Source organism: Streptomyces sp. NPDC005803, from assembly GCF_040630435.1.
In the GTDB taxonomy this organism is placed as follows: domain Bacteria; phylum Actinomycetota; class Actinomycetes; order Streptomycetales; family Streptomycetaceae; genus Streptomyces.
The window spans coordinates 298,592-323,581 of record NZ_JBEXXO010000005.1 but is presented as its reverse complement, the minus strand read 5'-3'; the positions used below and the strand labels follow the sequence as shown (position 1 = coordinate 323,581).

Genomic DNA, 24,990 nt, shown 5'->3' with positions numbered 1-24,990 from the left:
AATCAGCCTTTTACTCCGGTCAGTGTGACGCCCTCGACAAATGCCTTCTGTGCGAAGAAGAAGACGACGATCACAGGGGCCATGACCAGTACGGTCGCGGCCATGGTCAGGTTCCAGTCGGTGTGGTGCGCGCCCTTGAAGGACTCCAGTCCGTAACTCAGCGTCCAGGCCGCCGGGTTCTCGGAGGCGTAGATCTGCGGGCCGAAGTAGTCGTTCCAGGCGTAGAAGAACTGGAAGAGGGCGACGGCGGCGATGCCCGGCTTGGCCATCGGGATCACGACGCGCAGCAGGGTGCGGAACTCGCCGCAGCCGTCGACCTTCGCCGCGTCCAGGTACTCGTCGGGAATGGTCAGCAGGAACTGCCGCAGCAGGAAGATGGAGAACGCGTCGCCGAACGCCATCGGGATGATCAGCGGCCAGAGCGTGCCGGACATGTCCAGCTGCTTGGCCCAGAACAGGTACATCGGGATGACGACGACCTGGGGCGGAAGCATCATCATCGAGATGACCAGCATCAGCGACAGGTGCCGGCCGCGGAAACGGAACTTGGCGAGGGCGTACGCCACGGGCAGCGAGGAGACGACCGTGAGGACGGTGCCCAGGCCCGCGTACAGCAGGGTGTTCTTCCACCAGGTGAGGAAGCCAGGGGTGTCGAACACATCCCTGTAGTTGCTCCACTCGAAGGGGTGCGGCCACAGGTCACGGGTCAGTGCCTGCTGGTCGCTCATCAGCGAGGTGAGGAAGAGGAAGACGAACGGCAGCACGAAGAAGAGCGCGGCCGCGACGCCGAGCGAGTGCACGGCGATCCAGCGCAGCAGCGACGTGCGGCGGGCGACCCGCTCGGCCGGGGTGACGGGGTCACTCGCCGGGCCGGCGGCCTTCGGTGTGCCGAGAACCTGCGCCACGTCACTCACCTGCCTGGATCAGCCCGCTGCGGCGCCGCATCAGCAGTGCGGTGAACGCCATGGCGAGGACGAAGAGAACGAGAGCGACCACGCAGGCGGAGCCGTAGTCGAAGCGCTGGAAACCGAGGTTGTAGACCAGCTGCGGAAGCGTCAGTGTCGACTTGTCGGGGTAGCCCGGTTCGAACTGCTGCCCCGAGCCGCCCATGACACCCGAGGCGACCTTCCCGGCCACCAGGGGCTGGGTGTAGTACTGCATCGTCTGGATGATGCCGGTGACCACGGCGAACAGGATGATCGGCGAGATGTTCGGCAGCGTGACGAAGCGGAACCGCTGGTACGGGGACGCCCCGTCCAGCTCCGCCGCCTCGTACTGCTCCTTCGGTACGTCGAGCAGCGCGGCCATGAAGATCACCATCAGGTCGCCCACCCCCCACACCGCGAGCGCGGTCAGCGCCGGCTTGGACCAGGTGGCGTCGGTGAACCAGCCCGGGGTCCCCATGCCGAGGTCACCGAGGATCGAGTTGACCGGTCCGGTGCCCGGGTTGAGCAGGAAGACGAAGCCCAGCGTGGCGGCGACCGGCGGGGCCAGGTACGGCAGGTAGAAGAGCGTCCGGAAGACCCCGGCGCCCGTCTTGATCTTGGTGATCAGCAGGCCGACACCGAGGCCGAACACCACCCGGCAGGTGACCATGACCACGACCAGCCACAGCGTGTTGCGCAGGGCCGGCCAGAACAGCGGATAGTCGTTGAAGACGAACGACCAGTTCTTCAGCCCGCTGAACTCCGGAGCGGTGAACCCGTCGTAACTGGTGAAGGAGAAGTAGAGCGTGGAGAGCAGCGGGTAGGCGAAGAAGACGCAGAACCCGATCAGCCACGGTGACATGAAGGCCGCCGTCCGCAGCGCCGCACGGCGGCGCTTCGAACGCAGTGTGTACGTGCTCATCGCGTCGGCTCTACTTCGCCTGTGCGATCGCCGCGTCGATTTCCTTCGCGGTCTTCTCCAGGCCCGCCTCGATGTCCTTCTGGGTGCCCTTCTCGACCTCGAAGCCGAGGTTCTGCAGGGACGTCAGGTACGCGCCGCCGTTCACCGAGGGCGGGGTGGTGGTGGAGTCCGGGTTGGCCGCGATGTCCAGGAAGGTCTTGAAGCGCGGGTCGTACTTCAGCTTCGGCGACTTGAGCGCGGCAAGCGTGGAGGGCACGTTGTGGATGGCGTTGGCGAAGTTCACCACCGCGTCGGTGTCGGTCGTCATGAACTTCACCAGCTCCCAGGCCGCGTTCTGCTTCTCGGAGGTGGCGGCGATCCCGGCGATGGTGCCGGTCAGGTAGCCCTTGCCGTACGTGTCGGCCTCGTCGTCGGCGACGGGCATCGGGGCCACGCCGATCTCGAACTCCGGCTTGGTGTCCTCGGCCATGCCTAGCCGCCACTCGCCGTCCAGCTGCATGGCCACCTGCCCGGTGTGGAACGGGTGCTTCGCGCCCCACTCGTCACCGAAGCCGGTACGGAACTTCTCCAGCTTCCGGTAGCCGCCGAGCGAGTCGACCAGCTTCTTCTGCTGGGTGAGCATCGACGTGAACGCCGGGTCCTTGGCGATGTTGGACTTGCCGTCCGCGTCGAAGTACGTCGGGTTCCAGCTGCCGAGGTAGTGCTCGGTCGTCGACTCGTAGCCGTGGTAGTTCGGCATGAAACCGAGCTGTTCGTACGAGTCGCCCTTGGTCTTCGTCAGCTTCTTGGCGTCGGCGGCGAACTCGGACCAGGTCTTCGGCGGGCTCGTGATCCCGGCGGCCTCGAACGCGTCCTTGTTGTAGTACAGCCCGTACGCGTCGCCCAGCAGCGGCACCGTGCAGCGCACGCCGTCGAACTGCGTGTACTCGTTCATCGCCTTCGGGAAGGTCGCGTCCGCGTCGATGCCGTCCTTCTTCAGGAACGGGTTGAGGTCGACGAACGCCTTCGACGAGCAGAACTTGCCCACGTTGTTCGTGGTGAACGACGAGACGACGTCCGGCGCCTTGGAACCGCCCGCGCGGAGCGCCTGGTTGATCTTGTCGTCGGTCATGTTGCCGACGACCTTCACATGGATGTTCGGATGCGCCTTCTCGAAGGCGTCGACCGTGTCCTGGATGCCCTTGACCTCGTTCGGGGCACTCCAGCCGTGCCAGAAGTTGATGGTCGTCTCCTTGGACGCGTCATCACTGGCACCGGAGCCGCTCTGACCGGTACAGGCGGAGGCGAACAGGGCTATCGCGGCGGTCGCGGCGAGCGCGACGGCCGGCTTCCGGCGGTTTCCGGACATGGTGGGATCTCCCGATGAGGGGTTGGGACGGGAAGGAGGGCTTACGTGGACGTGCGGGATCAGCGCGAGGTGTCGAACACTTCGTCGCGGGTGGTGGCGAGCGCGCTCTCCAGCGCGCCGCGCAGGACGGGCCGACGGGTCACCTCGCCGGTGATCAGCCGGGGCCGGGACGCCGCCAGTTCGGCGAGCTCGGCCGCCACCCGGCCGCGCAGCGGTTCCCCGCCGCGCGCGATCAGCTCACCGGACAGCACGACGACCTCGGGGTCCAGGACGGCGACCATGGAGGCGAGACCGGTCGCCAGCCCGGTGGCGAACTGGTCGAGCAGCCGGCCGTACGGTCCGCCCTCGCCCCGCTCCGCCGCCTCGGCCGCCCGGCCCACCAGCGCGGCCGCGATCTCGTGATGGGTGCCGGGGCCGCGCACCGCCTCGTCGTCGATGCCGAGCTCACGGGCCAGCCGGGCGAGCACCTGGGCGCCCGCCAACTCCTGGAACCCGCCCGAGTTCGCCTTGGTGACCTGGCGGACCAGCGGGGCGCCGGGCACCGGCAGGAAGCCGACCTCACCGGCGCCGCCGGTGAAGCCGCGGTGCAGGCGGCCGTTGATGACGAGGGCGGCGCCGAGGCCCTCCTCGTTCCACAGCAGCACGAAGTCGTCGTGCCCCCGGGCCGCGCCGAGCCGCTGTTCGGCCACCGCGACGAGGTTCACGTCGTTCTCGTACTCCACCGGCATCGGCAGGAAGGCCGCCAGCTCGTCCAGCAGGGTGGGCGAGTGCCAGCCGGGCAGGTGGGAGGCGTACCGCAGCCGGCCCGTGCCCGGGTCGAACGCGCCCGGCGTGCCGATGACCACCCGGTGCACATCGGACCGGGTCAGCCCGGCCTCCTTGACGGCCCCGTCCAGCGCGTCCGCCACCTGCCGCACCACACTGTCCGCGCGCCGCCCGGGGGTCCGCAGCTCGAACTCCCCGACGGTCGCGCCCGTCACGTCGGCGACGGCGGCGACGATCCGCTGGGCGTTCACATCGAGCCCCGCGACATGGGCGGCCGTAGCGTTGACGGCGTACAGCTGCGCATTGGGCCCGGGCCGCCCGGCGGCGGTCCCGGTCGCGACGACCAGCCCGGCCGCCTCCAGCCGGGCCAGCAGCTGGGAGGCGGTGGGCTTGGAGAGCCCGGTGAGCTTCCCGATCCGGGTCCGCGACAGGGGCCCGTGCTCCAGCAGCAGATCAAGGGCGGCGCGGTCGTTCATGGCGCGCAGAACGCGGGGGGTTCCCGGCGTGGTTCCGGCCATGGTCACTACACCCGCCCTCTGTTAGGAAAGTTTCCTATTCGGTGGGAGGACCGTAGGACGCGCGCCACCTGGCCGTCAATGGCCTGCGGCGCGGTGGAAGCCAAAGCGTTACCTGGGCAGGGCGGCGCCCGGGCACCGCGGTCTCGCGCGGGGGCGGGGTCACGTGTTGTGCATGCCCGAAGTCGTTCTCGGTGAACCGAGGTGCGCACTATTCGGACCGCTCGGCGGCCGCTGCGGCGGGGATGGGTCCCTGGCGAACCGACCGCCGGCGAAAGTGATGTGATGCGGGCCACATGACAGCGGCGCAAGGCCAGGACGGAGCGAGGGGCACCCCGCAGACCTCGCGGGGTGCCCCTCGTCCGGGCGGCGGGCGTACGACCGCGCGCTACTTCGTGATGCTCGGCGCAGCCGGCGGTATCGGCGTCGTCGCCAGGGACTGGGGCGACGTGGTCGAGGCGTACGCCGAAGGGGCCGCCATCGCGGCCGTGGGGTCGGCGGCCGACGGTTCGTCCGGCAGGGCCGGGACGCCGCCGACCATGCGGATGCCGGCCTCGTCGAAGGCGCGCTTGATGCGCCAGCGCAGCTCGCGCTCCACCCCCAGGGCCTTGCCCGGCATCGTCTTCGCGGTCACCCGGACCGTCATCGAGTCCAGCAGCACCGAGTCCAGGCCCAGGATCTCCACCGGGCCCCACAGCCGCTCGGTCCACGGGTCGTCCTTGGCCATCTGCTGGGCGGCCTCGGTGATCACCGTACGGACCCGGTCGAGGTTCTCGGTGGGGCGTACCTGGACGTCGACGCCGGCGGTGGACCAGCCCTGGCTGAGGTTGCCGATCCGCTTCACCTCGCCGTTGCGGACGTACCAGATCTCGCCGTTGTCGCCGCGCAGCTTGGTGACCCGCAGGCCGACCTCGATGACCTCGCCGGAGGCGACGCCCGCGTCGATGGTGTCGCCGACGCCGTACTGGTCCTCGAGGATCATGAAGACACCGGACAGGAAGTCGGTGACCAGGTTGCGCGCACCGAAGCCGAGCGCCACTCCGGCGACCCCCGCGGAGGCCAGCAGCGGGGCCAGATTGATCTGGAACGCGCCCAGGATCATCAGGGCGGCCGTGCCGAGGATCAGGAACGAGGCCACCGAACGGAGTACGGAGCCGATCGCCTCCGAGCGCTGCCGGCGCCGCTCCGCGTTGACCAGCAGACCGCCGAGCGCGGTGCCCTCCACCGCCTGGGCGCTGCGGTTCATGCGCTCGATGAGCTTGGTCAGGGTGCGGCGGACGGCGATGCGCAACGCGATCGCGATGGCGGCGATGAGCACGATCCGCAGACCGGTGTTCAGCCAGGTGGACCAGTTCTGCTCCACCCAGCTCGCGGCGTTGCCTGCCTGCTTCGCGGCATCGTCCAGCGAGCCGCCGGGCTCGGGTGACGGGGCTGCGGCCAACAGGGCGGACAGTGACACGGCGGAACCTCCGGCTGGGCGAGCGCTGAACAACCACACTAACGGGGCATCCGGAATGCTCCGTTGCCGTGACGGAGGGGAGAGACGCGTCTCACCCGGGGATAGGCAAGAGGTAGGGCCGCCCGGTGCACGGGGGCCGGGTGACGCCGCCTCCCCTGTGCCGGGCGGGCTGAGGGACCGGTCCGGCGAGGAGCGGCGGCGGTGTGCGGAGGCGGCCTGTGGCCGATCGCACAGCGCGGGCGGTCGCGGCGGAAGGCCCCTCGAAGCGCCTGTCGCGGCGCGTCCTCCCGTACGGGCGGCAGGGTCCCGGAGAAAAAAATCCTTCCGGCCCGTTACTCGCACGTGGTGGCGCTATGACCAGGCCTGAGGGGAGACTGAGACCGGATCGTCCCGGCGCGAGCCACGCGCCGCCGGCGTACAAGGAGGCGTCCACGTGCCGCATGTCCTGGTTCTCAACGCGTCGTACGAGCCACTCGGCGTCGTACCACTCCGCCGCGCGCTCGTCCTCATCCTCGAGAACAAGGCCATTTGCCTCGAGGAGTCCGGCGCCCTCATGCACAGTGCCACCCGCGCCGTTCCGGCGCCCAGCGTCGTCCGGCTGAAGCGGTTCGTCCGCGTCCCGTACCGAGGCCCCGTCCCCCTCACCCGCCGGGCGCTCTTCGCCAGGGACGGCGGGCGCTGCATGTACTGCGGCGCCGCCGCGACCAGCGTCGACCACGTCATCCCGCGCAGCCGCGGCGGGCAGCACGCCTGGGACAACGTGGTGGCCGCCTGCCGCCGCTGCAACCACGTCAAGGCCGACCGCCATCTGCCCGAGCTCGGCTGGCGTCTGCACCAGCAGCCCGCCCCGCCGACCGGCCTGGCCTGGCGGATCATCGGCACGGGGCACCGGGACCCCCGCTGGCTGCCCTACCTGCAGCCGTTCGGCGCGGACGACGCGATGGCCCGGATCGACGGCATATCAGCCTGAGAACCCGGTCCTGCGCCCGGTCCTGCGCCGTCCTGGGCCTGTGTCGGCCTGCAGCCGTTCCGGTCCCGGGCCCGCGGTCGTCCGACGTCCCGGTGCGCCGCCCTGGACCTGTGCTGTTCTGCGGCCTGCGGCCTGCGGCCTGCGGCCTGCGGCCGTTCCGGTCCCGGTCCCGGGCCCGCGTCGTCCGACGTCCCGGGCCCCCGCAGGACCCGGTGCGCCGTCCTGGTGTCCGCCGGGCGGCCTACTCCGCCACGGCGTACGCCTGGACGGACCAGAGCGAGTAGCCGTACTCGGTGGCCCGCCCGTCGCCCTGGATCCTGAGGAAGCGGGTGTCCTTCGCGTCCATCCGGACCGATTCGCGCCCGCCCCCGCCGTTGCGGACCGTGGCCGCCGTGCGCCAGGTGCGGCCGTCCGCGGAGACCTGGACGCGGTAGCGGGAGGCGTAGGCGTCCTGCCACTCCAGCACCACCTGGCCGACCCGGGCGGGGGCCGGCAGCTCGGCCTGCCACCAGGCGCCGTCCTCGGCCGGCGAGGACCAGCGGGTCTCCGGGTCGCCGTCCGAGGCGGCCGCCGCCGGGAAGTCCGCGGTCTCGTCGCCGGACGAGGAGGCGGTGGCCGTACGCAGCAGGTCGGGGCCCGCCGTGCGGGGGAACGCCCGGACGGTCAGGGTGGTCTCCTCGGTACCGAAGGAGAACGGCACCTGGTACTCACCGGCGGGCGTGTCCGCGGCGACGGTGATCTCCACGGGCACCCCGGTGCGGGAACCGCGCGGCACGGTCGTCCGCTTCGGCACCCGGACCGTGATGCCCTTGGGCGCCTTGGCCGTGAGCGCGCCGCGCACCTCGGCCGGGCGGCGCGCGGAGAGCCGCGCCTCGACGCGCTGCGGCGCACCGCCGATCTCGGCGTCCGTCTCGCCGCGCGCGAGAGCGAGCCGGGCGGCGGGCTCGTCGCCGAACCACGGCACGAGCGAGCGCACCCGGGGAGCCGTACCGGGGGACGGGGCGGCACCGGCGAGCGGGGGGATGATCAGGGGCGGTGCGCCGGTGACCGACGGGGTGGCGGTCGGCCAGCTGATCCGGACCGCGTCCGCCCGCACACCCTGGCCCGGCGACTGGGTCCAGCCACTCGCCGACAGGGCGCCGAGGCCGCGCCAGCCCTCGCCGGGCACATGGGCCTGGACCGTCGCCCCCGAGGCGGCCGCGTCGCTACCGGGCAGCGTCATCGCGGTGACGGCCTCCAGCGGGCGGGCGCGCTCGAAGCGCACCGTGTAGCTGCCCGGGGCCTCGGTCACCGTGCCGTTGTCGCGATCCGAGCCGGTCCACGCGTCGGCCTCCTTGCGGGCCCGGTCGAGGAACGGGGCGAGCACCCCCTTGCCGACCGTCGCGCCGCCCGTCCGCACGGCCTTCAGGGCCGGCTCCAGGGCCAGGGAGGCCTGCCAGGCGGCCGCCCCGTCGTCGCGCGCCTGCGCCTGGAGCAGATCGACGGCCAGTTCGCCGGCCCGGCCGTAGCGCGAAAGCTGTTCGCTCCACGGCCGCACTTCGTCGTCGAGCCGCCCGTCGGCCAGGCCGGCCAGCCGCTGCGGGGTCTCGCGCATCACCGTGAACGCGGCCCGCAGCCGGCGCGCCGCCTCGTCGCGCGCAGGGGCGCCTTCGGCCGTACGGGACTTCCAGAACGCGGCGAGCAGCGGCCGCAGATACGCCGACTCGTCACCGCCCAGCACGGACCCGGCGCTGTTGCCGGCCAGTGCGCGCAGCGCCTCCCGGCTGCGGGCGTCGCCGCCCGCGAGGTCGTCCATGGCCGCCTGCCAGGACTCCTGCGGCTGGTACCCCTTCGGATTCCAGGCGAAGTCGGCGGCGGTGAACAGCGGGATCCGGGACGCGGACGGCTGCTCCATCGCGTTGGCCAGCAGCGCCGCCGACCCGCCGGCGACGGCCGGGTCCCGGCCGGTGTAGGGGCCGAGGAAGATCCGGTCCTGCGCGTAGTCGTTGACCGGGTAGTTGTCCATCGTCACCAGCGGGTGGCGGAAGGTGGCGCGCGCACCGGCCAGTTCACCGCCGGTGATGGTCTTCGGCACGACCCCGACGCCGGTCCAGGCGACCTGCACCCGCTCGTCGAGCTCGCCGGCGAGCGCGGTGCGGTAGTCCGTCGCCCCGTCCTGGTAGAACTCGGTCGGCATCATGGACAGCGGCTCCGAGCCCGGATGGCGCTCCGCGAGGTGCCGCGCCACCGCGCTCACGACCCGGGCCTGGGCCCTGGCCGCCGCCTGCGGGCCGCTGCCGAAGGTGTCGGCGTCGGCCGAACAGTGCCACTCGCTGTAACTGACGTCCTGGAACTGCACCTGGAACACCCGCACGCCCAGCGCCCACATGGCGTCGATCTTCTTCGTCAGCGCCCGCACGTCACGGTCCGACGACAGGCACATGGACTGGCCCGGAGCCACGGCCCAGCCGAGCGTCACGTGCTCGGCGGCGGCCCGTTCGGCCAGCGCGCGGAACTCGGCCCGCCGCCCGGCGGGGTACGGCTCGCGCCAGCGGGCCTGCCGGTACGGGTCGTCGCCGGCCGCGTAGAGGTACCGGTTCTGCTTGGTGCGTCCCATGAAGCCGAGCTGGGCGAGCCGCTCCTCCTGGGACCAGGGCTGACCGTAGAAGCCCTCGGTCATCCCGCGTACGGCGCCGTCCGGCCAGTCCCGGACGGTGACGCCGGCGATCCGGCCGCCCCCGGTGAGCTGGCGCAGCGTCTGCACCGCGTGGAACAGGCCGTCGTCGCCCACTCCGTCCACCGCGACGGTGTCCCGGCCCGCGACGTGGCCGACCGCGATCCGGTAGCCGCCGGACGGGAGATCGGCGCGGTCGGGCGCGCGCAGTGTGCGCAGGGCGTCCGCGGCGCCGTCCCCGCCGAACCGGATCACGGGCCCGGCGCCGGGCAGCGCCTCGTGGACGGACCGTACGCCCGCCTCGCGCAGCACCTGACGGAGCGCGTCGACCGCGTACGGATCGGCCCGGTCGTCGGCGACGAGCGTCACCTCGCCGGTGAGCGGGACCGAGGGCCCGGACACCTTGATGCTCTGCGGCCGGGGCCACACGGGGGGCGGGGCGTCGTCGTTGCGGTCCGGGGTGGTGACGGCGGGGGCGCCGGGCGCGGAGGGGGCGGCGACGGCGGCCGGGGCGCCCGCGGAGAGCAGCCCGCCGAGCACGGCCACGGCGACGGCCGTCGCGTGCTTCCTGCGCCTGAGCTGCATGCCTGTTCCCCCTCGCTCCCACCGGTGGGCTCCGAGCCCACCACCCGCGCGCGAGGGTGTCAATGCGCCTGGGCGCTGTGGGTTGAATGCCCGGTATGGAACCTTGGACGAGGGGCGTGCGACCGTCGTCGGCCCACGCGAAAGACGACGCCGAATGGCCGGAATCGGCGGACGTCTTACGGGGAACGGACCTCCGGGGAACGGAATGTGACCCGAAGCACGTTGAACTCGTTGTCATGACGCCTACGTCTGCGGCCGTGTCCGTTGGGTAGGTCTGCTGTGTCCTGTTCCCCACGGCCAGGAGGCCACCATGCCCGCCGCAGCGCAGCTTCTGCTCTCCGCCTTGTCTCCGCAGGTACCGGGCCCCGCCCGGCTGATCAGCGTGTCCCCGGCCGCCTTCGGCGCCCCCGGCCCCCTCACGAGCGAGGCGCCGCTGGCCGACGCCATACCCCTGACCAGTGAGCCCCCGCTCGCCGATGCCACACCTCTGACCAGCGAACCCCCGCTCGCCGTCCTCGCCCCGCTGACCAGCGAGCCGTCATCCGGCAGCGCTCGGGGCATGGAGTCCCCAGGAGTCTGAATGGGCTTGTCCCGGCTCGCCGCACTGCACGGCGTCGCCACCTCCTTCTCCCCGTCCGCCGATGTCACGGTGCCCGTCCCCGAGGGCACGGTCGTCGCGGTGCTCGCCGCGCTCGGTGTCGACGCCGCCACGCCCGAAGCGGTACGGGAGGCGCTCGCCGCCGCCGAATCCGCGGCCGGCTCCCGGCTGCTCCCGGCCACGCTGGTGGTGTGGGCCGGTGAGCCACCGCCCCGGGCCCTGACCACGCTGCCGCCCGGCACGGAGCTGACCGTCCGTCCGGAAGAGCCCGGCGCGGCCCCGCCCACCCCGATGCGCGTCCCCGCCAGGGATACGATTCCGGCCGTTTCCGGCCTGGGAGCCGTCCTGCCCGCCGCGGCTCCCGCGAAAGCGGCGGCCGCGCCGCGCGCCGGCGCCCCGGCAGCCCCCCGCGAGGCAGCGGCGGCTGACGCTCCCGTGCTTGTCTCCGGGACCCCGGCCGGCGACACCCTCGCGCCGGTCTCCGCGGCACCGGCCGCCGACGCTTCCCTGCTTGTTTCCCCGACGCCGGTGGGCGAGGCCCTCGCGGACCTGGCCGGCGACGCCCCCGTGGTGTGGGGGACGACCGCGCCGCAGACCCCCTCCACGCCCGGCTGGTGGGCCGAACCGCCGCTGGGCGTGCACCGGCTGACCGTCCGGGCTCCGGGCGCGCCGGCCGAGAGCTGCACGCTCGTGGTCGCCCCGGCCCGGGTCCCGCAGCCGCCCGCGCGCAGCCACGGATTCCTCGTCCAGCTCTACTCGCTGCTCTCCGCCCGCTCCTGGGGCATGGGAGACCTCGGTGACCTCGCCGATCTCGCCTCCTGGTCCGGCCGCTCTCTCGGCGCCGGCTTCGTCCAGGTCAACCCGCTGCACGCCGCGGTCCTCGGCACGCCCACCGACCCCTCGCCCTACCGCCCGTCCTCGCGGCGGTTCCCCGACCCGGTGCACCTGCACATCGAGTCCGTCCCGGAGTACGGGCACGCGCCCGACCCCGCCGCCCTCGACGCACTGCGCCGCCGGGCCGGCGAGCTCAGCGACGCCGTGCTGAACAAGGGCGCACTGATCGACCGGGACGCCGTATGGGCGCTCAAGCGGCAGGCCCTCGACATCCTCGTCGGCGTACCCCTCACGCCCGGCCGCCGCGCCGCCTACTGCGACTTCCTGGCCGAGCAGGGGCAGGCCCTGGAGGACCACGCCCTGTGGTGCGCCCTCGCCGAGGCGCACGGCTCGGACTGGCACGCCTGGCCGGCCGGTCTGCGCGACCCCCGCTCCAAGGAGACCGCCCGCGCCCGCGCCGAACTGCTGGACCGGGTCGACTTCCACTGCCGGCTCGCCTGGCTGACCGACACTCAGCTCGCCGCCGCCCAGCGCGCCGCCAAGGACGCCGGGATGGCCGTCGGCATCGTCCACGACCTCGCCGTGGGCGTGCACCCCGGCGGCGCCGACACCTGGGCCCAGCAGGACGCCTTCGCACACGGCATGTCCGTCGGCGCACCCCCGGACGCCTTCAACGCCCGCGGCCAGGACTGGGGGCTGCCGCCCTGGAGACCCGACGCGCTCGCCGCGTCCGGCTACGCCCCGTACCGGGGGCTGCTGCGCGGACTCCTCGCCCACGCCGGAGCCCTGCGCATCGACCACGTCATGGGCCTCTTCCGGCTCTGGTGGGTGCCCGAAGGACGCCCGCCCACCGAGGGCGCCTACGTCAGCCACGACGCGGAGGCGATGCTCGCCGTCCTCGTCCTGGAGGCCCACCGCGCCGGCGCCGTCGTCATAGGGGAGGACCTCGGCACCGTGGAGCCGGGCGTCCGCGAGGCGCTCGCCCGACGCGGCGTCCTCGGCACCTCCGTGCTCTGGTTCGAGCGCGACTGGTCGGGCACCGGCCGCCCGCTCGCCCCCGGACAGTGGCGCGAGGACTGTCTGGCCACCGCCACCACCCACGACCTGCCGTCCACCGCGGCCCGGCTGACCGGTGACCATGTGACGCTGCGGCACCGCCTCGGCCTGCTGACCCGCCCGCTGGACGAGGAGCGCATCGCGGACGGCACCGACACCGCGGAGTGGCTCGGCCTGCTCTCCCGCCTCGGCCTGCTCCCCGAGGGCGGCGACGACGAGGAGGCGGCCGTCCGAGCCGTCCACCGCTTCCTGCTGCGCACCCCCGCCCGCATGGCCGGCGTCTGGCTGCCGGACACGATCGGCGACCGCCGCCCGCAGAACCTGCCGGGCACCTGGGACGAGTACCCCAACTGGCGGCTGCCGATCGCCGACGCCGAGGGCCACCCGGTCACCCTGGAGGAACTCGCCGCCTCACCCCGGCTGCACCGGCTGATGGACGTCCTCAGACCGCGTCATGAGCCTTCGAGGACCCGTACGGCACCCCCGGGCGAGCGGCCCGCGTAGGCGTTCGCTACGTTTGCACCGTGGACAAGAAGAACGCTATGCGCGCCGGCGCCGTCGCCGCCGGAACGACGCTGATGATGCTGCTGATGTCGTCCCCCGCGCTCGCGCTCACCCGCGACGACGGCGACGACCCGGGTCCGGGCCTGAGCGTGATCGACACGATCGGTCTCTACGTCGTGGCCCCCCTCGTCCTGTTCGCGGTCATCGCGGGCCTGGTCATGGTCCTCGACAAGTCGAAGAAGCAGGCCTAGTCCGCACCCAGGACACCCCGGACATCCCGGGTGCGCCGCCGGTACCGACGTACCGCGCGGCGCATTCGCATGTCCGGAGCCGGAGCCGGAGCAGGCGCGGGAGCGGCTGCGCGGCCCGGGTGCCCCGGTAGGTTGCGGCCATGACCGAGTGGGACGTCAAGAAGCTGCGCATCCTGCGCACCCTGCGCGACCGCGGCACCGTCACGGCGACCGCCGAGGCGCTGCTGATGACCCCCTCGGCCGTCTCCCAGCAGCTCTCCAACCTGTCCAGGCAGCTCGGCGTACCCCTCCTGGAGGCGCAGGGCCGGCGCGTCCGTCTGACCGACGCCGCCCACCTGGTGCTGCGGCACGCCGAGGCGGTCTTCGCCCAACTGGAGCGGGCAGACGCCGAACTGACGGGTTATCTGCGCGGCGAGGCGGGGGAGGTGCGGATCGCGGCGTTCGCCACCGCCGTCCCCTCCCTGGTCGTGCCGGCCGTGCGGTCGTTGCGTGACGGGGACCGTCCGGGGCCGGACGTGCGGGTCCGGGAGGCCGAGGCGGCGCAGGCGTACGAACTCCTCGTCGCCGGCGAGGCGGACCTGGCCCTTTCGCTGGCCGCCCACGCGCCGACCGCCCGTGACCCCCGGTTCGCCGTGCTGCCGCTGCTCGCGGACCCGCTGGACGTGGCGCTCCCGGCCGGTCACCGGCTCGCCGCCGCACCGGAGCTGCGGCTGGCGGACCTGTCCGCCGAACCATGGATCTTCGGCGGCTCGGGCCCCTGGTCCGAGATCACCACGGCCGCGTGCGAGGCCGCGGGCTTCGTCCCGGAGCAGGCCCACAGCGCCTCCGGCTGGACCGCGATCTTCGCCATGGTCGAGGCGGGAATGGGGATCGCACTCGTCCCGCGCATGGCGTCGGCGGAGCGGCGGGGCCGTGGCGGTGTGGTGATGCGGGTCCTCGACGCGGACCGGCCCCGCCGCCACGTGGTGTCGGCGGTCCGGCAGGGGGCCGAGGACGGCCCGGCGGTGGCCCGGGTGCTCGCGGCGCTGCGTGCAGCGGCCCGACGCCTCAGCACTCTTCAGTAGGGCTTAACGATGTGTGCGGAAACATTCGATGGACCTGATGGCTTCCGTCGTACGACAGTGCACGCATGACCTTCGGACAGAATGAGAACCACCACGAGGACCCCCACGCCAACGACGCGGCCCCGTACGGCGGCGGTGACCCGTACGCCGACTACCGCACCGCCGAGCTGCCCTTCACCGCGCTCGTGGACCTCGCCGACCGCCGTCTCGGCGCGGGCGTGATCGCCGCCAACGACGAGTTCTTCGCCCAGCGCGAGAACCTCCTGGTCCGGGAGCGCGCCGTCTTCGACCCCGAGCGCTTCGGCCACAAGGGCAAGATCATGGACGGCTGGGAGACCCGCCGCAGGCGCGGCGCGGACGCCGCCCACCCGTTCCCCGCCCCCGACGAGCACGACTGGGCCCTCATCCGGCTCGGCGCCCCCGGCATCATCCGCGGCATCGTCGTCGACACCGCGCACTTCCGCGGCAACTACCCGCAGCGCGTCTCGGTCCAGGCGACGGCCGTCGAGGGCTCGCCCGGGCCCGCCGAACTCCTCGCCGACGACGTGAAGTGGGAGGAGATCGTCCCGCCCACCCCCGTACGCGGGCACGCCGCCAACGGCTTCGAGATCACCGGCGGGCGCCGCTTCACCCACCTCCGCCTCTGCCAGCACCCCGACGGCGGCATCGCCCGCCTCCGGGTGCACGGCGAGGTGCTCCCCGACCCGTCCTGGCTCGCGACGCTCGGCACGTGCGACCTGATCTCGGTCCTGAACGGCGGCAGTTACGAGGACGCCTCGGACCGCTTCTACTCCTCGCCGACCCAGATCATCCTGCCCGGCACGTCGCGCAAGATGGACGACGGCTGGGAGAACCGCCGCCGCCGCGTCCGCGACACCAACGACTGGGTCCGCTTCAGGCTGCCCGCCCAGGGCGCGGTCCGCGCGGTCGAGATCGACACGGCCTACCTCAAGGGCAACGCGGCAGGCTGGATCGCCCTCCAGGGCCGCGACGGCGAGACGGGCGAATGGTTCGAGATCATCCCGCGCACCAGGCTCCAGCCCGACACCCCGCACCGCTTCCCGCTCCGCGCCCAGGCCGTCGTCACCCACGTCCGCCTCGACGCGTTCCCCGACGGCGGCGTGGCCAGGATGCGCCTGCACGGCTCGCTGACGGAGTCCGGCGCGGCCGAACTGGCTCGCCGCTACGAGGAGTCGGGCGCCTGAGAGCCGCCCCGCCCCGCTCCCGCCCCGCTCCCGCCCGGCGGACGGCTGCGCACCCGCGCCCGCCCGCCGGGCGGGTTTCCACGCCCCGGACGGCCGAAGGGGAGCCCGGCGCCGCAACCGGAGTGATCCGGCGGCCGCCCGCACCACGGCCTGAACGTGAGGGGGCGCCCGGCGCCGCAACCGGAGTGATCCGGCGGTCGCCCGCACCACGGCCTGAGCGTGAGGGGGCGCCTTCTGCCCGCACCAGGGCCTGAACATGAAGGGGCGCCTCCCGAAGGAGGCGCCCCTCACGCCTACGGCAGTGCGCCGCTCAGGCGGTCGCCGCCGCGGCGTCCGCCGCCCGGGCCTTCAGCGCCCGCTCCACGCCCGACCGGGACTCCGACATCAGCCGGCGCAGGGCCGCGCCCGGCTCGGCCGAGGCCAGCCAGGCGTCCGTGGCGTCCAGGGTCTCCTGGGACACCTGGAAGGCCGGGTAGAGACCGAGGGCGACCTGCTGCGCCATCTCGTGGCTCCGCGAGTCCCAGACGTCCTTCACCGCGGCGAAGAACTTCTCCGCGTACGGGGCGAGCAGTTCGCGCTGGTCGGTCTGGACGAACCCGCCGATGACCGCCTCCTGCAGGGAGTTCGGCAGCTTGTCGGACTCGACGACCGAGGCCCACGCCTCCGCCTTCGCCTCCTCGGAGGGCCGCGCCGCACGGGCGGCAGCCGCGTGACGCTCGCCCGCGGCGGTCCGGTCGCGCGCGTACTCGGCGTCGATCTCCTCCTCGTCGAGCAGCCCGGTGGCGGCCAGCCGCTGGACGAAGGCCCAGCGCAGCTCGGTGTCGACGGCCAGGCCCTCGATCGACTCGGTGCCGTCGAGCAGCGCCTGCAGCAGGTCGAGCTGCTGGGGGTTGCGTGCGGTGGCCGCGAAGGCACGGGCCCAGGCCAGCTGGTGGTCACTGCCCGGCTCCGCCGCACGCAGGTGCGCGAGCGTCGCCTCGGTCCACCGCGTCAGACCCGCCTCGCGCCACTCGGGCATCGCGTACAGGTCCAGCGCCATCTTCACCTGGCGGTGCAGCGACTGGACGACACCGATGTCCGTCTCCTTGCCCACCCCGGACAGGACGAGCGAGAGGTAGTCGCGCGTCGCCAGCTCGCCGTCCCGGGTCATGTCCCAGGCCGACGCCCAGCACAGGGCGCGCGGCAGTGACTCGGTGAAGTCGCCCAGGTGCTCCGTGACGACCCGCAGCGACTCCTCGTCGAGGCGGACCTTCGCGTACGAGAGGTCGTCGTCGTTGAGGAGGACGACGGCCGGGCGCGCGGTACCGGCCGGGAACGGCACGGTGGTGCGCTCGCCGTCGACGTCCAGCTCGATCCGGTCCGTGCGCACCAGCTTGCCGGCCGCGTCGAGGTCGTAGCAGCCGATGGCGATCCGGTGCGGACGCAGCGTCGCCTCGCCCTTCGCACCCGCCGGCAGCGCAGGGGCCTCCTGGAGGACGGTGAACGAGGTGACGTGCCCGTTGCCGTCCGTCTCGATCTCCGGGCGCAGGACGTTGATGCCGGCGGTCTCCAGCCACGCCTTCGACCAGGTCTTCAGGTCGCGACCGGAGGTCTCCTCCAGCGCGCCCAGCAGGTCGGACAGGCGCGTGTTGCCGAACGCGTGCGCCTTGAAGTACGCCTGGACGCCCTGGAAGAACGCGTCCATGCCGACGTACGCCACCAACTGCTTCAGGACCGAGGCGCCCTTGGCGTACGTGATGCCGTCGAAGTTGACCAGGACGTCGTCCAGGTCACGGATGTCCGCCATGATCGGGTGCGTCGAGGGCAGCTGGTCCTGGCGGTACGCCCACGTCTTCATGGAGTTGGCGAACGTGGTCCAGGAGTGCGGCCACCGCGATCCGTCGGCGTGCGCCAGGCAGGCGATCGACGTGTAGGTGGCGAACGACTCGTTCAGCCACAGGTCGTTCCACCACTCCATGGTGACGAGGTCGCCGAACCACATGTGGGCCAGCTCGTGCAGGATCGTCTCGGCCCGCGTCTCGTACGCCGCGTCCGTCACCTTGGAACGGAAGACGTACTGGTCGCGGATGGTGACCGCGCCCGCGTTCTCCATCGCGCCCGCGTTGAACTCCGGGACGAAGAGCTGGTCGTACTTGGCGAAGGGGTACGCGTAGTCGAACTTCTCCTGGAACCAGTCGAAGCCCAGCCGGGTCACGTCGAAGATCGCGTCCGCGTCGAGGTACTCGGCCAGCGAGGGGCGGCAGTAGATGCCGAGCGGGACGGTCTGGCCGTCCTTCTCGTAGCTGCTGTGCACCGAGTGGTACGGCCCGGCGATCAGGGCCGTGATGTACGTGGAGATGCGCGGCGTCGGCTCGAACGACCACACGTCGTCCTTCGGCTCGGGCGTCGGCGAGTTGGAGATCACGGTCCAGCCGGCCGGGGCCTTCACGGTGAACCGGAAGGTCGCCTTCAGGTCGGGCTGCTCGAAGCTGGCGAAGACGCGCCGCGCGTCCGGGACCTCGAACTGGGTGTACAGGTACGCCTGCTCGTCGACCGGGTCGACGAAGCGGTGCAGGCCCTCGCCCGTGTTGGTGTACGAGCAGTCGGCGACGACCTTCAGCTCGTTGGAGCCCGCCACCAGGTGCGCCAGCGTGATCCGGGAGTCGCGGAACACGGCCGCCACGTCCAGCGCCTTGCCGTTCAGCACGACCTCGTGCACCGCCGGGGCGACCAGGTCGATGAAGGTCTCCGCACCGGCTTCGGCGGAGTCGAAGCGCACGGTGGTGACGGACCGGTAGGTCCCGCCCTCCTGCGCTCCGGAGAGGTCGAGATCGATCTCGTACGCGTCCACGGTCAGCAGGCGCGCCCGCTCCTGTGCCTCTTCGCGGGTCAGATTCGTGCCAGGCACGCGGTCATCTCCTTGTTCTGTGATGTTTTCCGTCATCCTTCCACGGGACCCGCGCCCAGGGCGATGTCCGTTTTCCGCCGGACCGGAGTGGCGGGGCGCGGCACGCTCGTCGCATGACCAGTTATGAGGCACGCGCGATCGAACCGGCCGCGCTCAAGGAACTCCGGGAGACCGACGACGCCGGGCGCGCCTGCGCCCCGTACACCGCCACGGACGCCGGCAACCCGTTGCGCTGCTGCCTGCGCGGCAACGAGGTGGGGGAGCGGATCGCCCTCGTGTCGTACGCGCCGCTGCGGCGGTGGGCGGCGGCGGCCTGGGCCCGCCCCGGGGCGTACGACGAACAGGGGCCGGTCTTCATCCACGCCGAGGAGTGCGAGGGGCCGGACAGCGGCCGGCCCGGATACCCGTTCTCACGGGCGGGCGCGCTGCGCACCGTCCGGCGCTACAACGCGGAGGGCCACATCGTGGGCGGCCGGCTGCTGGAGATCCCGGCGGACGAGGAGCGGGGGTACGACGAGGCCTTCGCGGAGGCCTTCGCCGATCCGGAGGTGGCGCTGGTGCACGTGCGGGCCGTGGAGTACGGCTGCTGGCACTTCGAGGTACGCCGAGCCTGACCCGGGGCCCCGCCCCGGGCCCCGCTCCTCGATCGCCGGAGGGGCCGAATACGGTCAGCCCGCGAGCTCCGCCGCCACCAGCTCCGCGATCTGCACCGCGTTCAGCGCCGCGCCCTTGCGCAGGTTGTCGTTGGAGACGAACAGCGCCAGGCCGTGCTCCACGGTCTCGTCGACCCGGATCCGCCCGACGAAGGACGCGTCCTGGCCGGCCGCCTGGAGCGGGGTGGGGATCTCCGAGAGCTCGACGCCGGGCGCGTCCTTCAGCAGCTCGTACGCGCGCTCCACACTGACGGGACGGGCGAAACGGGCGTTGACCTGCAGCGAGTGACCGGAGAAGACCGGGACCCGGACGCAGGTGCCGGAGACCTTCAGCTCCGGGATCTCCAGGATCTTGCGGGACTCGTTGCGGAGCTTCTGCTCCTCGTCCGTCTCGAAGGACCCGTCGTCGACGATGGAGCCCGCCAGGGGCAGCACGTTGAAGGCGATGGGGCGCTTGTAGACGCCCGGCTCGGGGAAGTCGACGGCCCGGCCGTCGTGGGTCAGCTTGTCGGCGTCGGCGACGACCTGGGACGCCTGGCCGTGCAGCTCGGCGACGCCGGCCACCCCGGAGCCGGACACCGCCTGGTACGTGGCGACGGTCAGGGCCTCCAGGCCGGCCTCGTCGTGCAGCGGGCGCAGCACGGGCATGGCGGCCATCGTGGTGCAGTTCGGGTTGGCGATGATGCCCTTGGGGCGGTGGGCGATCGCGTGCGCGTTGACCTCGGAGACGACCAGCGGGACCTCGGGGTCCTTGCGCCAGGCGGAGGAGTTGTCGATCACGACGGCGCCCTGCGCGGCCACCTTCTCGGCGAGGGCCTTCGAGGTGGCGCCGCCGGCCGAGAAGAGCACGATGTCCAGGCCCGTGTAGTCGGCGGTGGAGGCGTCCTCGACGGTGATCTCCCGCCCCTGCCACTCGATGGTGGAGCCCGCCGAGCGCGCGGAGGCGAACAGCCGCAGCTCGTCGGCCGGGAACTTCCGCTCGGCCAGGATCCTGCGCATGACTGTGCCGACCTGACCGGTGGCACCGACGATTCCGACCTTCACGGGGACTCCTTCGAACAACGAACGGGCACGGTTGCCGGTCCATGATGCGTCTGTCCACGGCTTCCTTGTCCAATCCATTGTCCGACCTGCGGACGAGTGGCGGACGAGTGGCGGACAGCACAGTGGGGCGGGAGCTCCGCGAGCCCCCGCCCCATTGCCGTACCGATCACCTGTTCACCGCGGTGCGGTTACGGAGTGACCTTCTCGATCACGACGCTGCCGGTGCCCGCGGCGGTGCCGCGTGCGTTCACCAGCTGGACCTCGCCGAAGAACTGCCGGCCCTCGGGGGCCGCCCCGGCGACCGCGACCTCGGCGCCGACCTGGGCCGACGCGCCGGGGGCCAGGTTCACGGCCTTCGACTCGTCGACGTTGATCGTGCCGAGCGACGACGAGTAGTACACGTCGCGGTAGTCGTACTCGGTCGTGCCGGCCGGTACGTCGTACCCGTCGATGAGGACCGTGTACGTGCCCGCGGCGGGCTTCACCAGGCTGACGGTCTCCTCGGAACCGGCCGTGGTGGAGGCGCCCACCTGGGCCGCGCCCTTGTAGACGTACAGGTCGAGGTCGGCGTTGGCGTCCGAGGTGCCGCCGATGGCGACGTCCAGCTTCTCGACGCCCTCACCGATGGTGACCTCCTTGACGTACGAGCCGCCCGTGGAGATCGACGGACGCTCGACGGCGGCCGAGCCCAGCGAACCGCCCTTGAGCTTGCCCGCCAGGGCGCTCGCGTGGTTCGTGACGGTCCAGTCCACGGCCGTCGGGGTGCCGATCTTCGCCTCGGCGATGGTCTGCACCGCCGGGTCGAAGGTCGCGCCGAGCAGCGAGACGTCCAGCTTGTACGGGTTGTCGAGCAGCGGCGACGTACGCCGGGCCTCGACCTCGATCTCCCAGACACCGGGCTGCGGGTCGGCGTACGAGCGCACGTCGGGGCGGCAGGTGTTGGCCGGGTTCTCGTAGTTCGGGTAGCAGAACGGCGTCCCGCTGTCCTCCACCTGCACCCCGTACGGGTGGATGGAGATGAAGCGGGTCTGGCTGCCCGAGCGCAGCGCGCTCATGGCGACCTCAAGGGTCTTCGAGCCCTGCGGGACGTTCACGAAGTACGACGTGGTGCTGTTGCGCTGCACCGAGCCGGACGCCGCGTACGCGTAACCCGGCTGCACCAGGTCCTTGGCGACGACGACCGTCGTCAGGACCTGCTGGTCCACACCCGAGGTCTTCTTGTCGTCGAGCTGCAGGATCGCGCTGTGCACGCCCGCGCTGCCCGGCTTCGCCTGGACCTTGACCGTCACCGGCTTGCCGAGCGGCAGCGAGACGGTGCTCGGGCCGGCCAGCGTGAAGGTGCCGTCGTTGTACTTCCAGGACAGGTTGTGCCGGACGTCCTTGTCCGGGCCCGTGGTGCGGGTCACTGTGACGTCGTACGACTTCTTCTGGCCGGCCTTGAGGCCGCCCTCGCGGTCGTACAGGCCGGTGCCGAAGCCCGGCGTCTTCAGCGCGAAGTCGATCGCGGTGTCGACCGGGGCCTTCACCGTGTACTCGTGCGCCGGGGCGCCCTTCTTCTCGAGCTGCTTCCAGGCGCCGACGATGTTGATCAGACCGGCGCCCTGGGCGTGCGCGGGCACTCCCTTGATCTGGGTGGCGGTGCTGGTCAGCGCGGTGCGCAGGTCGGCCGGGGGCAGCTCGATGTGCTTCTGCTTCGCGGCGGACAGCAGCAGCGCGGTCGCGCCGGCGGCCTGCGGGGAGGCCATCGACGTGCCCTGGAGCATGGAGTAGCCGGCCGGGAGGGTGTATCCCGACTCCTTGACCGGGCCGCCGGGCAGCCAGGTCTGCGTCGAGTTGATCGCGGCACCGGGGGCCGTCAGGGTCGGCGCGAAGCCGCCGTCCTCACGCGGACCGCGCGAGGAGAACGGCATCATGTCGTACTTCTTGGTGACGGCGGAGCCGTAGTTCGCGGCCCAGGTCTCCTTGGAGATCGACGCGCCGACGGAGATGACGTGGTCGGCGAGGCCGGGGTCGCCGATGGTGTTGACGCCCGGGCCGTCGTTGCCGGCCGAGATGACCAGCTGGACGCCGTACATGTCGATGAGCCGCTTGTACAGCTCCGCGCGGGCGTTGTTGCCGTCGTTGAGCGGCGGCAGGCCGCCGATCGACATGTTGACGACGTCGACTCCGCGGTTCACGACGAGGTCGGTCATGCCCTCCATCAGCGCGATGTTGGTGCAGCCGCCGGACCAGGTGCAGGCGCGCGAGGAGACGATCTTCGCGCCGGGCGCGGCACCGTTCATCTTGCCGCCGAACAGGCCGTTCGCGGCGGTGATACCCGCGACGTGGGTGCCGTGCTCGGACTCGATGACGCCGATGTTCACGTAGTCCGAGGTGTGGCCCGCCGCGTCGTACACGACGTTCTTGCGGGTCTCCACGACGAACGGGATGCGTTCGACGACGTCGGTCCGCGGGTCGTCCGTACCGAAGTAGGAGACCTGGTGCTTCTCCTTGTACGGCTTCAGGACGGCGTCGTCGGAGAAGTCCGCGTTGTCGTTCAGGTCGACCCGGGTGGTGCCGGTGACCGCGTCGTACAGGACGGCCCACGCGTCGGTGGTGTCACCGTCGCGGTTGAGGTCACCCGCCATGTCGCCGCCCTTGGTGGCGGCCTCCTTGAACACGCTGACCTTGTACGAGCCCGCCGGGGCCGAGTAGGTACGGCCGCCGTAGGTGAACGTCGGGCCGGACACGGCGTCCGTCATCCGCAGCCAGGTGCCGTCGCCGTCACTGACCGGGTCGGTGGCCGTCACCCAGTCGGTGATCTTGCGCTCACCGGTGGTGGTCTTCTGCAGCGCGGGGTGGCCGAGGTCGACACCCGAGTCGAGGATGCCGATGGTCACGCCGCGGCCGTCGGCCTTCGGGTGCTGCTGGACGAAGTCGACCGCGCCCGTCTCGAAGGACGGGTTGTACGGGTTCTTCGCCGGGGTCTTCTTCCCGGGCGCCGGGTAGGTCCCGGTCGACTTCACCGTAGCGTTGCCACCGGTCGCCCGGTCGGCCGCCGGGGTCGGGTCGTCCAGCATGATCTCCTGCTTGAGATCGATGCCGTGGACGGAGGTCAGCTTCGAGGCCGCCTTGATGGTGGCCTCGGCGGCCGCGGTGGGCACGGTGGCCCGTACGTAGCCGAGCTTGTCGTACGTACGCCCCAGCACGGAGCCCTTGACGGCGTCCAGCTGGGCGGTGACCTGCTCGGTCGCACCGGGGGCGGTGGCGACCATCATCGTGATGTTCTTCTCGCCCTTGGCCTCGGCCTTGGCGAGAACATCGGCGTCGGCCGTGCCGAGCTTGTCCGCCGGGCTGTCGCCGGCGGCGGCCTTGACGGGGGCGGTGGCCGGGTCGTCGGCCGCGAAGACGGGGGCGGCACCGGTGGCGGCCAGCGCGGCCACCAGTCCGGCGGCGGCCGCGACGCGGGCGACGCGTCTCGCCCCGGGTATGGAGCTGGGGGATTCGGAGGTCATCAGCATCCCTGTATCTGAAAGAGAGAGTCCGGAAATCGGTACCGGATGACCGCTCACCCTTTCGTAAATGACAGGGGTTTGTGGAGAGTTGTGGGGGGCTAGTTGTGCACATGGCGGAATCCCGCCAGTGGGGCCGGAGCGTCACACGGGACGAAAGGGTGGAAACGCGGCGAGTGGGGGCCTCACCGGGGCAGGATCATCACGTACGCCGCCGGCTCGCGGTCGGCCGCCGCCATCAGCGCCGTCCGGACGACGATCGCCTGCTGCTCCCCGGCGTCACGCAACTTCTCCGGCGTGAGGTGGACGACGGTGACACCGAGCCGTTCCAGGTGCTCGCGCCGGGCGGTGTACGCGGACCACTCCGCCTCGTGCTCCTCCTGGCGGTGGTCGTCGTCGAGCCGGCTGTGGCGCGGGGCCCTGGTGTCCAGCTCCACGGCGACCGCCTCCTCGGGCCAGTACGCGTCGACCGCGCCCAGGTGCGGACCGCCGGGCAGCCGCAGGTCCACGTTCCACAGCGGCTCCGGCAGCCCGTGGGCGCGCACCAGGTCGTACAGCCGCTCCTCGGCCAGCGCCCGCCCCTCGGCGAGCAGCGAGTCCACGGCGTTCACCACCTGGGGGCGGTCGAGCATCTTGGCCCGGTTCAACTCACCGACCACGACCGCCGGTTCGCAGTGGCCACCGCGCACCGCCTCGGTGAGCAGCCGCCGTACCGCGTGCGCGTCCCCGAGTCCGGCCACGGCGTCCGCGAGGGCGCGGGCCACCGGCGCCACCGGCATTCCGTCCAGCTGCTCCGGCCGTGGCGGCTCCGACGTCCGCAGCAGGCGGACGTACCGGGCCGAGCGCAGCCGGCGCACGCGGGGCACCAGCACGTCGATGCGGTCCGTGGAGACGGCGGGCGGCGCGGCGGCGAAGCCGTACAGGGAGAGCGCGGCCAGCCCGGTGATCATCGCCTCGCCGTACCCGGGATCCGTGCCGCCGGCCCGCGCCGGGGCGGCCCGCCGCCCGGCGGCCGGCGGCCGTCCCGCGTACAGCAGGGCCGACCGCAGCCGCTCCCGGCCGCTGAGCGGACCCGGGTGCAGCACGAAGACGCCGGGCAGCGGCTGCTGCCACGGCCCTCCGGGCCGGCACTGCTCGGCGGCCTGTGCGGGAGAGACCCCGACGGCCTTCAACTGGGCGGCTGACAGCACGCGTCGCCGGACGTCGGAGGTGATGCGGAGGTGGCAGGGGGAGAGCGGAGTGTTCTGGGTCATGCTCCGG

Annotated in this window: 17 protein-coding genes; 7 read left to right on the top strand and 10 right to left on the bottom strand. The window is 72.3% G+C overall.

Going from position 1 to position 24,990, the window contains the following annotated elements:
* Positions 1-2 precede the first annotated feature (2 nt).
* From ABZ454_RS10310 to ABZ454_RS10290, 5 genes are all read right to left on the bottom strand, one after another.
* Complete coding sequence (locus ABZ454_RS10310) at positions 3-905, bottom strand: carbohydrate ABC transporter permease (RefSeq protein ID WP_356322442.1); 903 nt, start codon at positions 903-905, stop codon at positions 3-5.
* A gap of 1 nt (position 906) precedes the next feature.
* Positions 907-1,848, bottom strand: a complete 942-nt coding sequence (locus ABZ454_RS10305; RefSeq protein ID WP_356322443.1) for a sugar ABC transporter permease — start codon at positions 1,846-1,848, stop codon at positions 907-909.
* A 10-nt stretch (positions 1,849-1,858) separates the two neighbouring features.
* Positions 1,859-3,196, bottom strand: coding sequence for an ABC transporter substrate-binding protein (locus ABZ454_RS10300; protein ID WP_359537054.1), 1,338 nt, complete (start codon positions 3,194-3,196; stop codon positions 1,859-1,861).
* 59 nt (positions 3,197-3,255) lie between these two features.
* The gene (locus tag ABZ454_RS10295; RefSeq protein ID WP_356322445.1) at positions 3,256-4,479 is read right to left on the bottom strand and encodes an ROK family transcriptional regulator; all 1,224 of its coding nucleotides are present in this window, start codon (positions 4,477-4,479) and stop codon (positions 3,256-3,258) included.
* 385 nt (positions 4,480-4,864) lie between these two features.
* On the bottom strand, positions 4,865-5,935 hold the full coding sequence (locus ABZ454_RS10290) for a mechanosensitive ion channel family protein (protein WP_359537051.1): 1,071 nt from the start codon (positions 5,933-5,935) through the stop codon (positions 4,865-4,867).
* 433 nt (positions 5,936-6,368) lie between these two features.
* Between ABZ454_RS10290 and ABZ454_RS10285 the strand changes: the two genes are divergently transcribed.
* On the top strand, positions 6,369-6,905 hold the full coding sequence (locus tag ABZ454_RS10285) for an HNH endonuclease (protein ID WP_359537049.1): 537 nt from the start codon (positions 6,369-6,371) through the stop codon (positions 6,903-6,905).
* Between the two features lie 241 nt (positions 6,906-7,146).
* Here the strand turns inward: ABZ454_RS10285 and ABZ454_RS10280 are convergent, their stop codons facing one another.
* Positions 7,147-10,143: a beta-N-acetylglucosaminidase domain-containing protein gene (locus ABZ454_RS10280; RefSeq protein WP_359537048.1), complete on the bottom strand. Its 2,997-nt coding sequence runs from the start codon at positions 10,141-10,143 to the stop codon at positions 7,147-7,149.
* 310 nt (positions 10,144-10,453) lie between these two features.
* Here ABZ454_RS10280 and ABZ454_RS10275 point away from each other — a divergent pair, with 310 nt between their 5' ends.
* From ABZ454_RS10275 to alc, 5 genes are all read left to right on the top strand, one after another.
* Positions 10,454-10,723, top strand: coding sequence for a hypothetical protein (locus ABZ454_RS10275; protein ID WP_356322449.1), 270 nt, complete (start codon positions 10,454-10,456; stop codon positions 10,721-10,723).
* Entirely contained in the window at positions 10,724-13,135 is a 2,412-nt protein-coding gene (gene malQ / locus ABZ454_RS10270; RefSeq protein WP_359537046.1) for a 4-alpha-glucanotransferase, read from the top strand.
* A gap of 38 nt (positions 13,136-13,173) precedes the next feature.
* Entirely contained in the window at positions 13,174-13,386 is a 213-nt protein-coding gene (locus ABZ454_RS10265; protein WP_356322471.1) for a hypothetical protein, read from the top strand.
* Positions 13,387-13,526: 140 nt separating this feature from the next.
* Positions 13,527-14,450, top strand: a complete 924-nt coding sequence (locus tag ABZ454_RS10260) for a LysR substrate-binding domain-containing protein (protein WP_359537044.1) — start codon at positions 13,527-13,529, stop codon at positions 14,448-14,450.
* Between the two features lie 65 nt (positions 14,451-14,515).
* Complete coding sequence (gene alc, locus ABZ454_RS10255) at positions 14,516-15,655, top strand: allantoicase (RefSeq protein ID WP_359537042.1); 1,140 nt, start codon at positions 14,516-14,518, stop codon at positions 15,653-15,655.
* A 310-nt stretch (positions 15,656-15,965) separates the two neighbouring features.
* Here the strand turns inward: alc and pepN are convergent, their stop codons facing one another.
* Complete coding sequence (pepN, locus tag ABZ454_RS10250) at positions 15,966-18,542, bottom strand: aminopeptidase N (RefSeq protein WP_356322453.1); 2,577 nt, start codon at positions 18,540-18,542, stop codon at positions 15,966-15,968.
* Between the two features lie 113 nt (positions 18,543-18,655).
* Here pepN and ABZ454_RS10245 point away from each other — a divergent pair, with 113 nt between their 5' ends.
* Positions 18,656-19,156, top strand: coding sequence for a DUF1203 domain-containing protein (locus tag ABZ454_RS10245; protein ID WP_356322454.1), 501 nt, complete (start codon positions 18,656-18,658; stop codon positions 19,154-19,156).
* 54 nt (positions 19,157-19,210) lie between these two features.
* On the opposite strand, the gene ABZ454_RS10240 is transcribed toward ABZ454_RS10245, so the two are convergent.
* The 3 genes from ABZ454_RS10240 to ABZ454_RS10230 all read right to left on the bottom strand — a co-directional run bounded on the left by ABZ454_RS10240 (position 19,211) and on the right by ABZ454_RS10230 (position 24,983).
* Positions 19,211-20,239, bottom strand: coding sequence for an aspartate-semialdehyde dehydrogenase (locus ABZ454_RS10240; RefSeq protein ID WP_356322455.1), 1,029 nt, complete (start codon positions 20,237-20,239; stop codon positions 19,211-19,213).
* Positions 20,240-20,427: 188 nt separating this feature from the next.
* Positions 20,428-23,739, bottom strand: a complete 3,312-nt coding sequence (locus ABZ454_RS10235) for a S8 family serine peptidase (RefSeq protein ID WP_359537039.1) — start codon at positions 23,737-23,739, stop codon at positions 20,428-20,430.
* A gap of 176 nt (positions 23,740-23,915) precedes the next feature.
* A complete protein-coding gene (locus ABZ454_RS10230; RefSeq protein WP_359537037.1) occupies positions 23,916-24,983 on the bottom strand; it encodes a hypothetical protein in 1,068 nt (355 codons plus the stop codon).
* Between the last annotated feature and the right edge of the window lie 7 nt (positions 24,984-24,990).

Excerpts from the sequence above, each read along its gene's own strand:
- ABZ454_RS10235 (WP_359537039.1), bottom strand. The coding sequence starts at position 23,739 with ATGCTGATGACCTCCGAATCCCCCAGCTCCATACCCGGGGCGAGACGC.
- ABZ454_RS10275 (WP_356322449.1), top strand. The coding sequence starts at position 10,454 with ATGCCCGCCGCAGCGCAGCTTCTGCTCTCCGCCTTGTCTCCGCAGGTA.
- ABZ454_RS10230 (WP_359537037.1), bottom strand. The coding sequence starts at position 24,983 with ATGACCCAGAACACTCCGCTCTCCCCCTGCCACCTCCGCATCACCTCC.
- alc (WP_359537042.1), top strand. The coding sequence starts at position 14,516 with ATGACCTTCGGACAGAATGAGAACCACCACGAGGACCCCCACGCCAAC.
- ABZ454_RS10295 (WP_356322445.1), bottom strand. The coding sequence starts at position 4,479 with ATGGCCGGAACCACGCCGGGAACCCCCCGCGTTCTGCGCGCCATGAAC.
- ABZ454_RS10245 (WP_356322454.1), top strand. The coding sequence starts at position 18,656 with ATGACCAGTTATGAGGCACGCGCGATCGAACCGGCCGCGCTCAAGGAA.
- ABZ454_RS10280 (WP_359537048.1), bottom strand. The coding sequence starts at position 10,143 with ATGCAGCTCAGGCGCAGGAAGCACGCGACGGCCGTCGCCGTGGCCGTG.
- malQ (WP_359537046.1), top strand. The coding sequence starts at position 10,724 with ATGGGCTTGTCCCGGCTCGCCGCACTGCACGGCGTCGCCACCTCCTTC.
- ABZ454_RS10300 (WP_359537054.1), bottom strand. The coding sequence starts at position 3,196 with ATGTCCGGAAACCGCCGGAAGCCGGCCGTCGCGCTCGCCGCGACCGCC.
- ABZ454_RS10265 (WP_356322471.1), top strand. The coding sequence starts at position 13,174 with ATGCGCGCCGGCGCCGTCGCCGCCGGAACGACGCTGATGATGCTGCTG.
- ABZ454_RS10260 (WP_359537044.1), top strand. The coding sequence starts at position 13,527 with ATGACCGAGTGGGACGTCAAGAAGCTGCGCATCCTGCGCACCCTGCGC.
- ABZ454_RS10305 (WP_356322443.1), bottom strand. The coding sequence starts at position 1,848 with ATGAGCACGTACACACTGCGTTCGAAGCGCCGCCGTGCGGCGCTGCGG.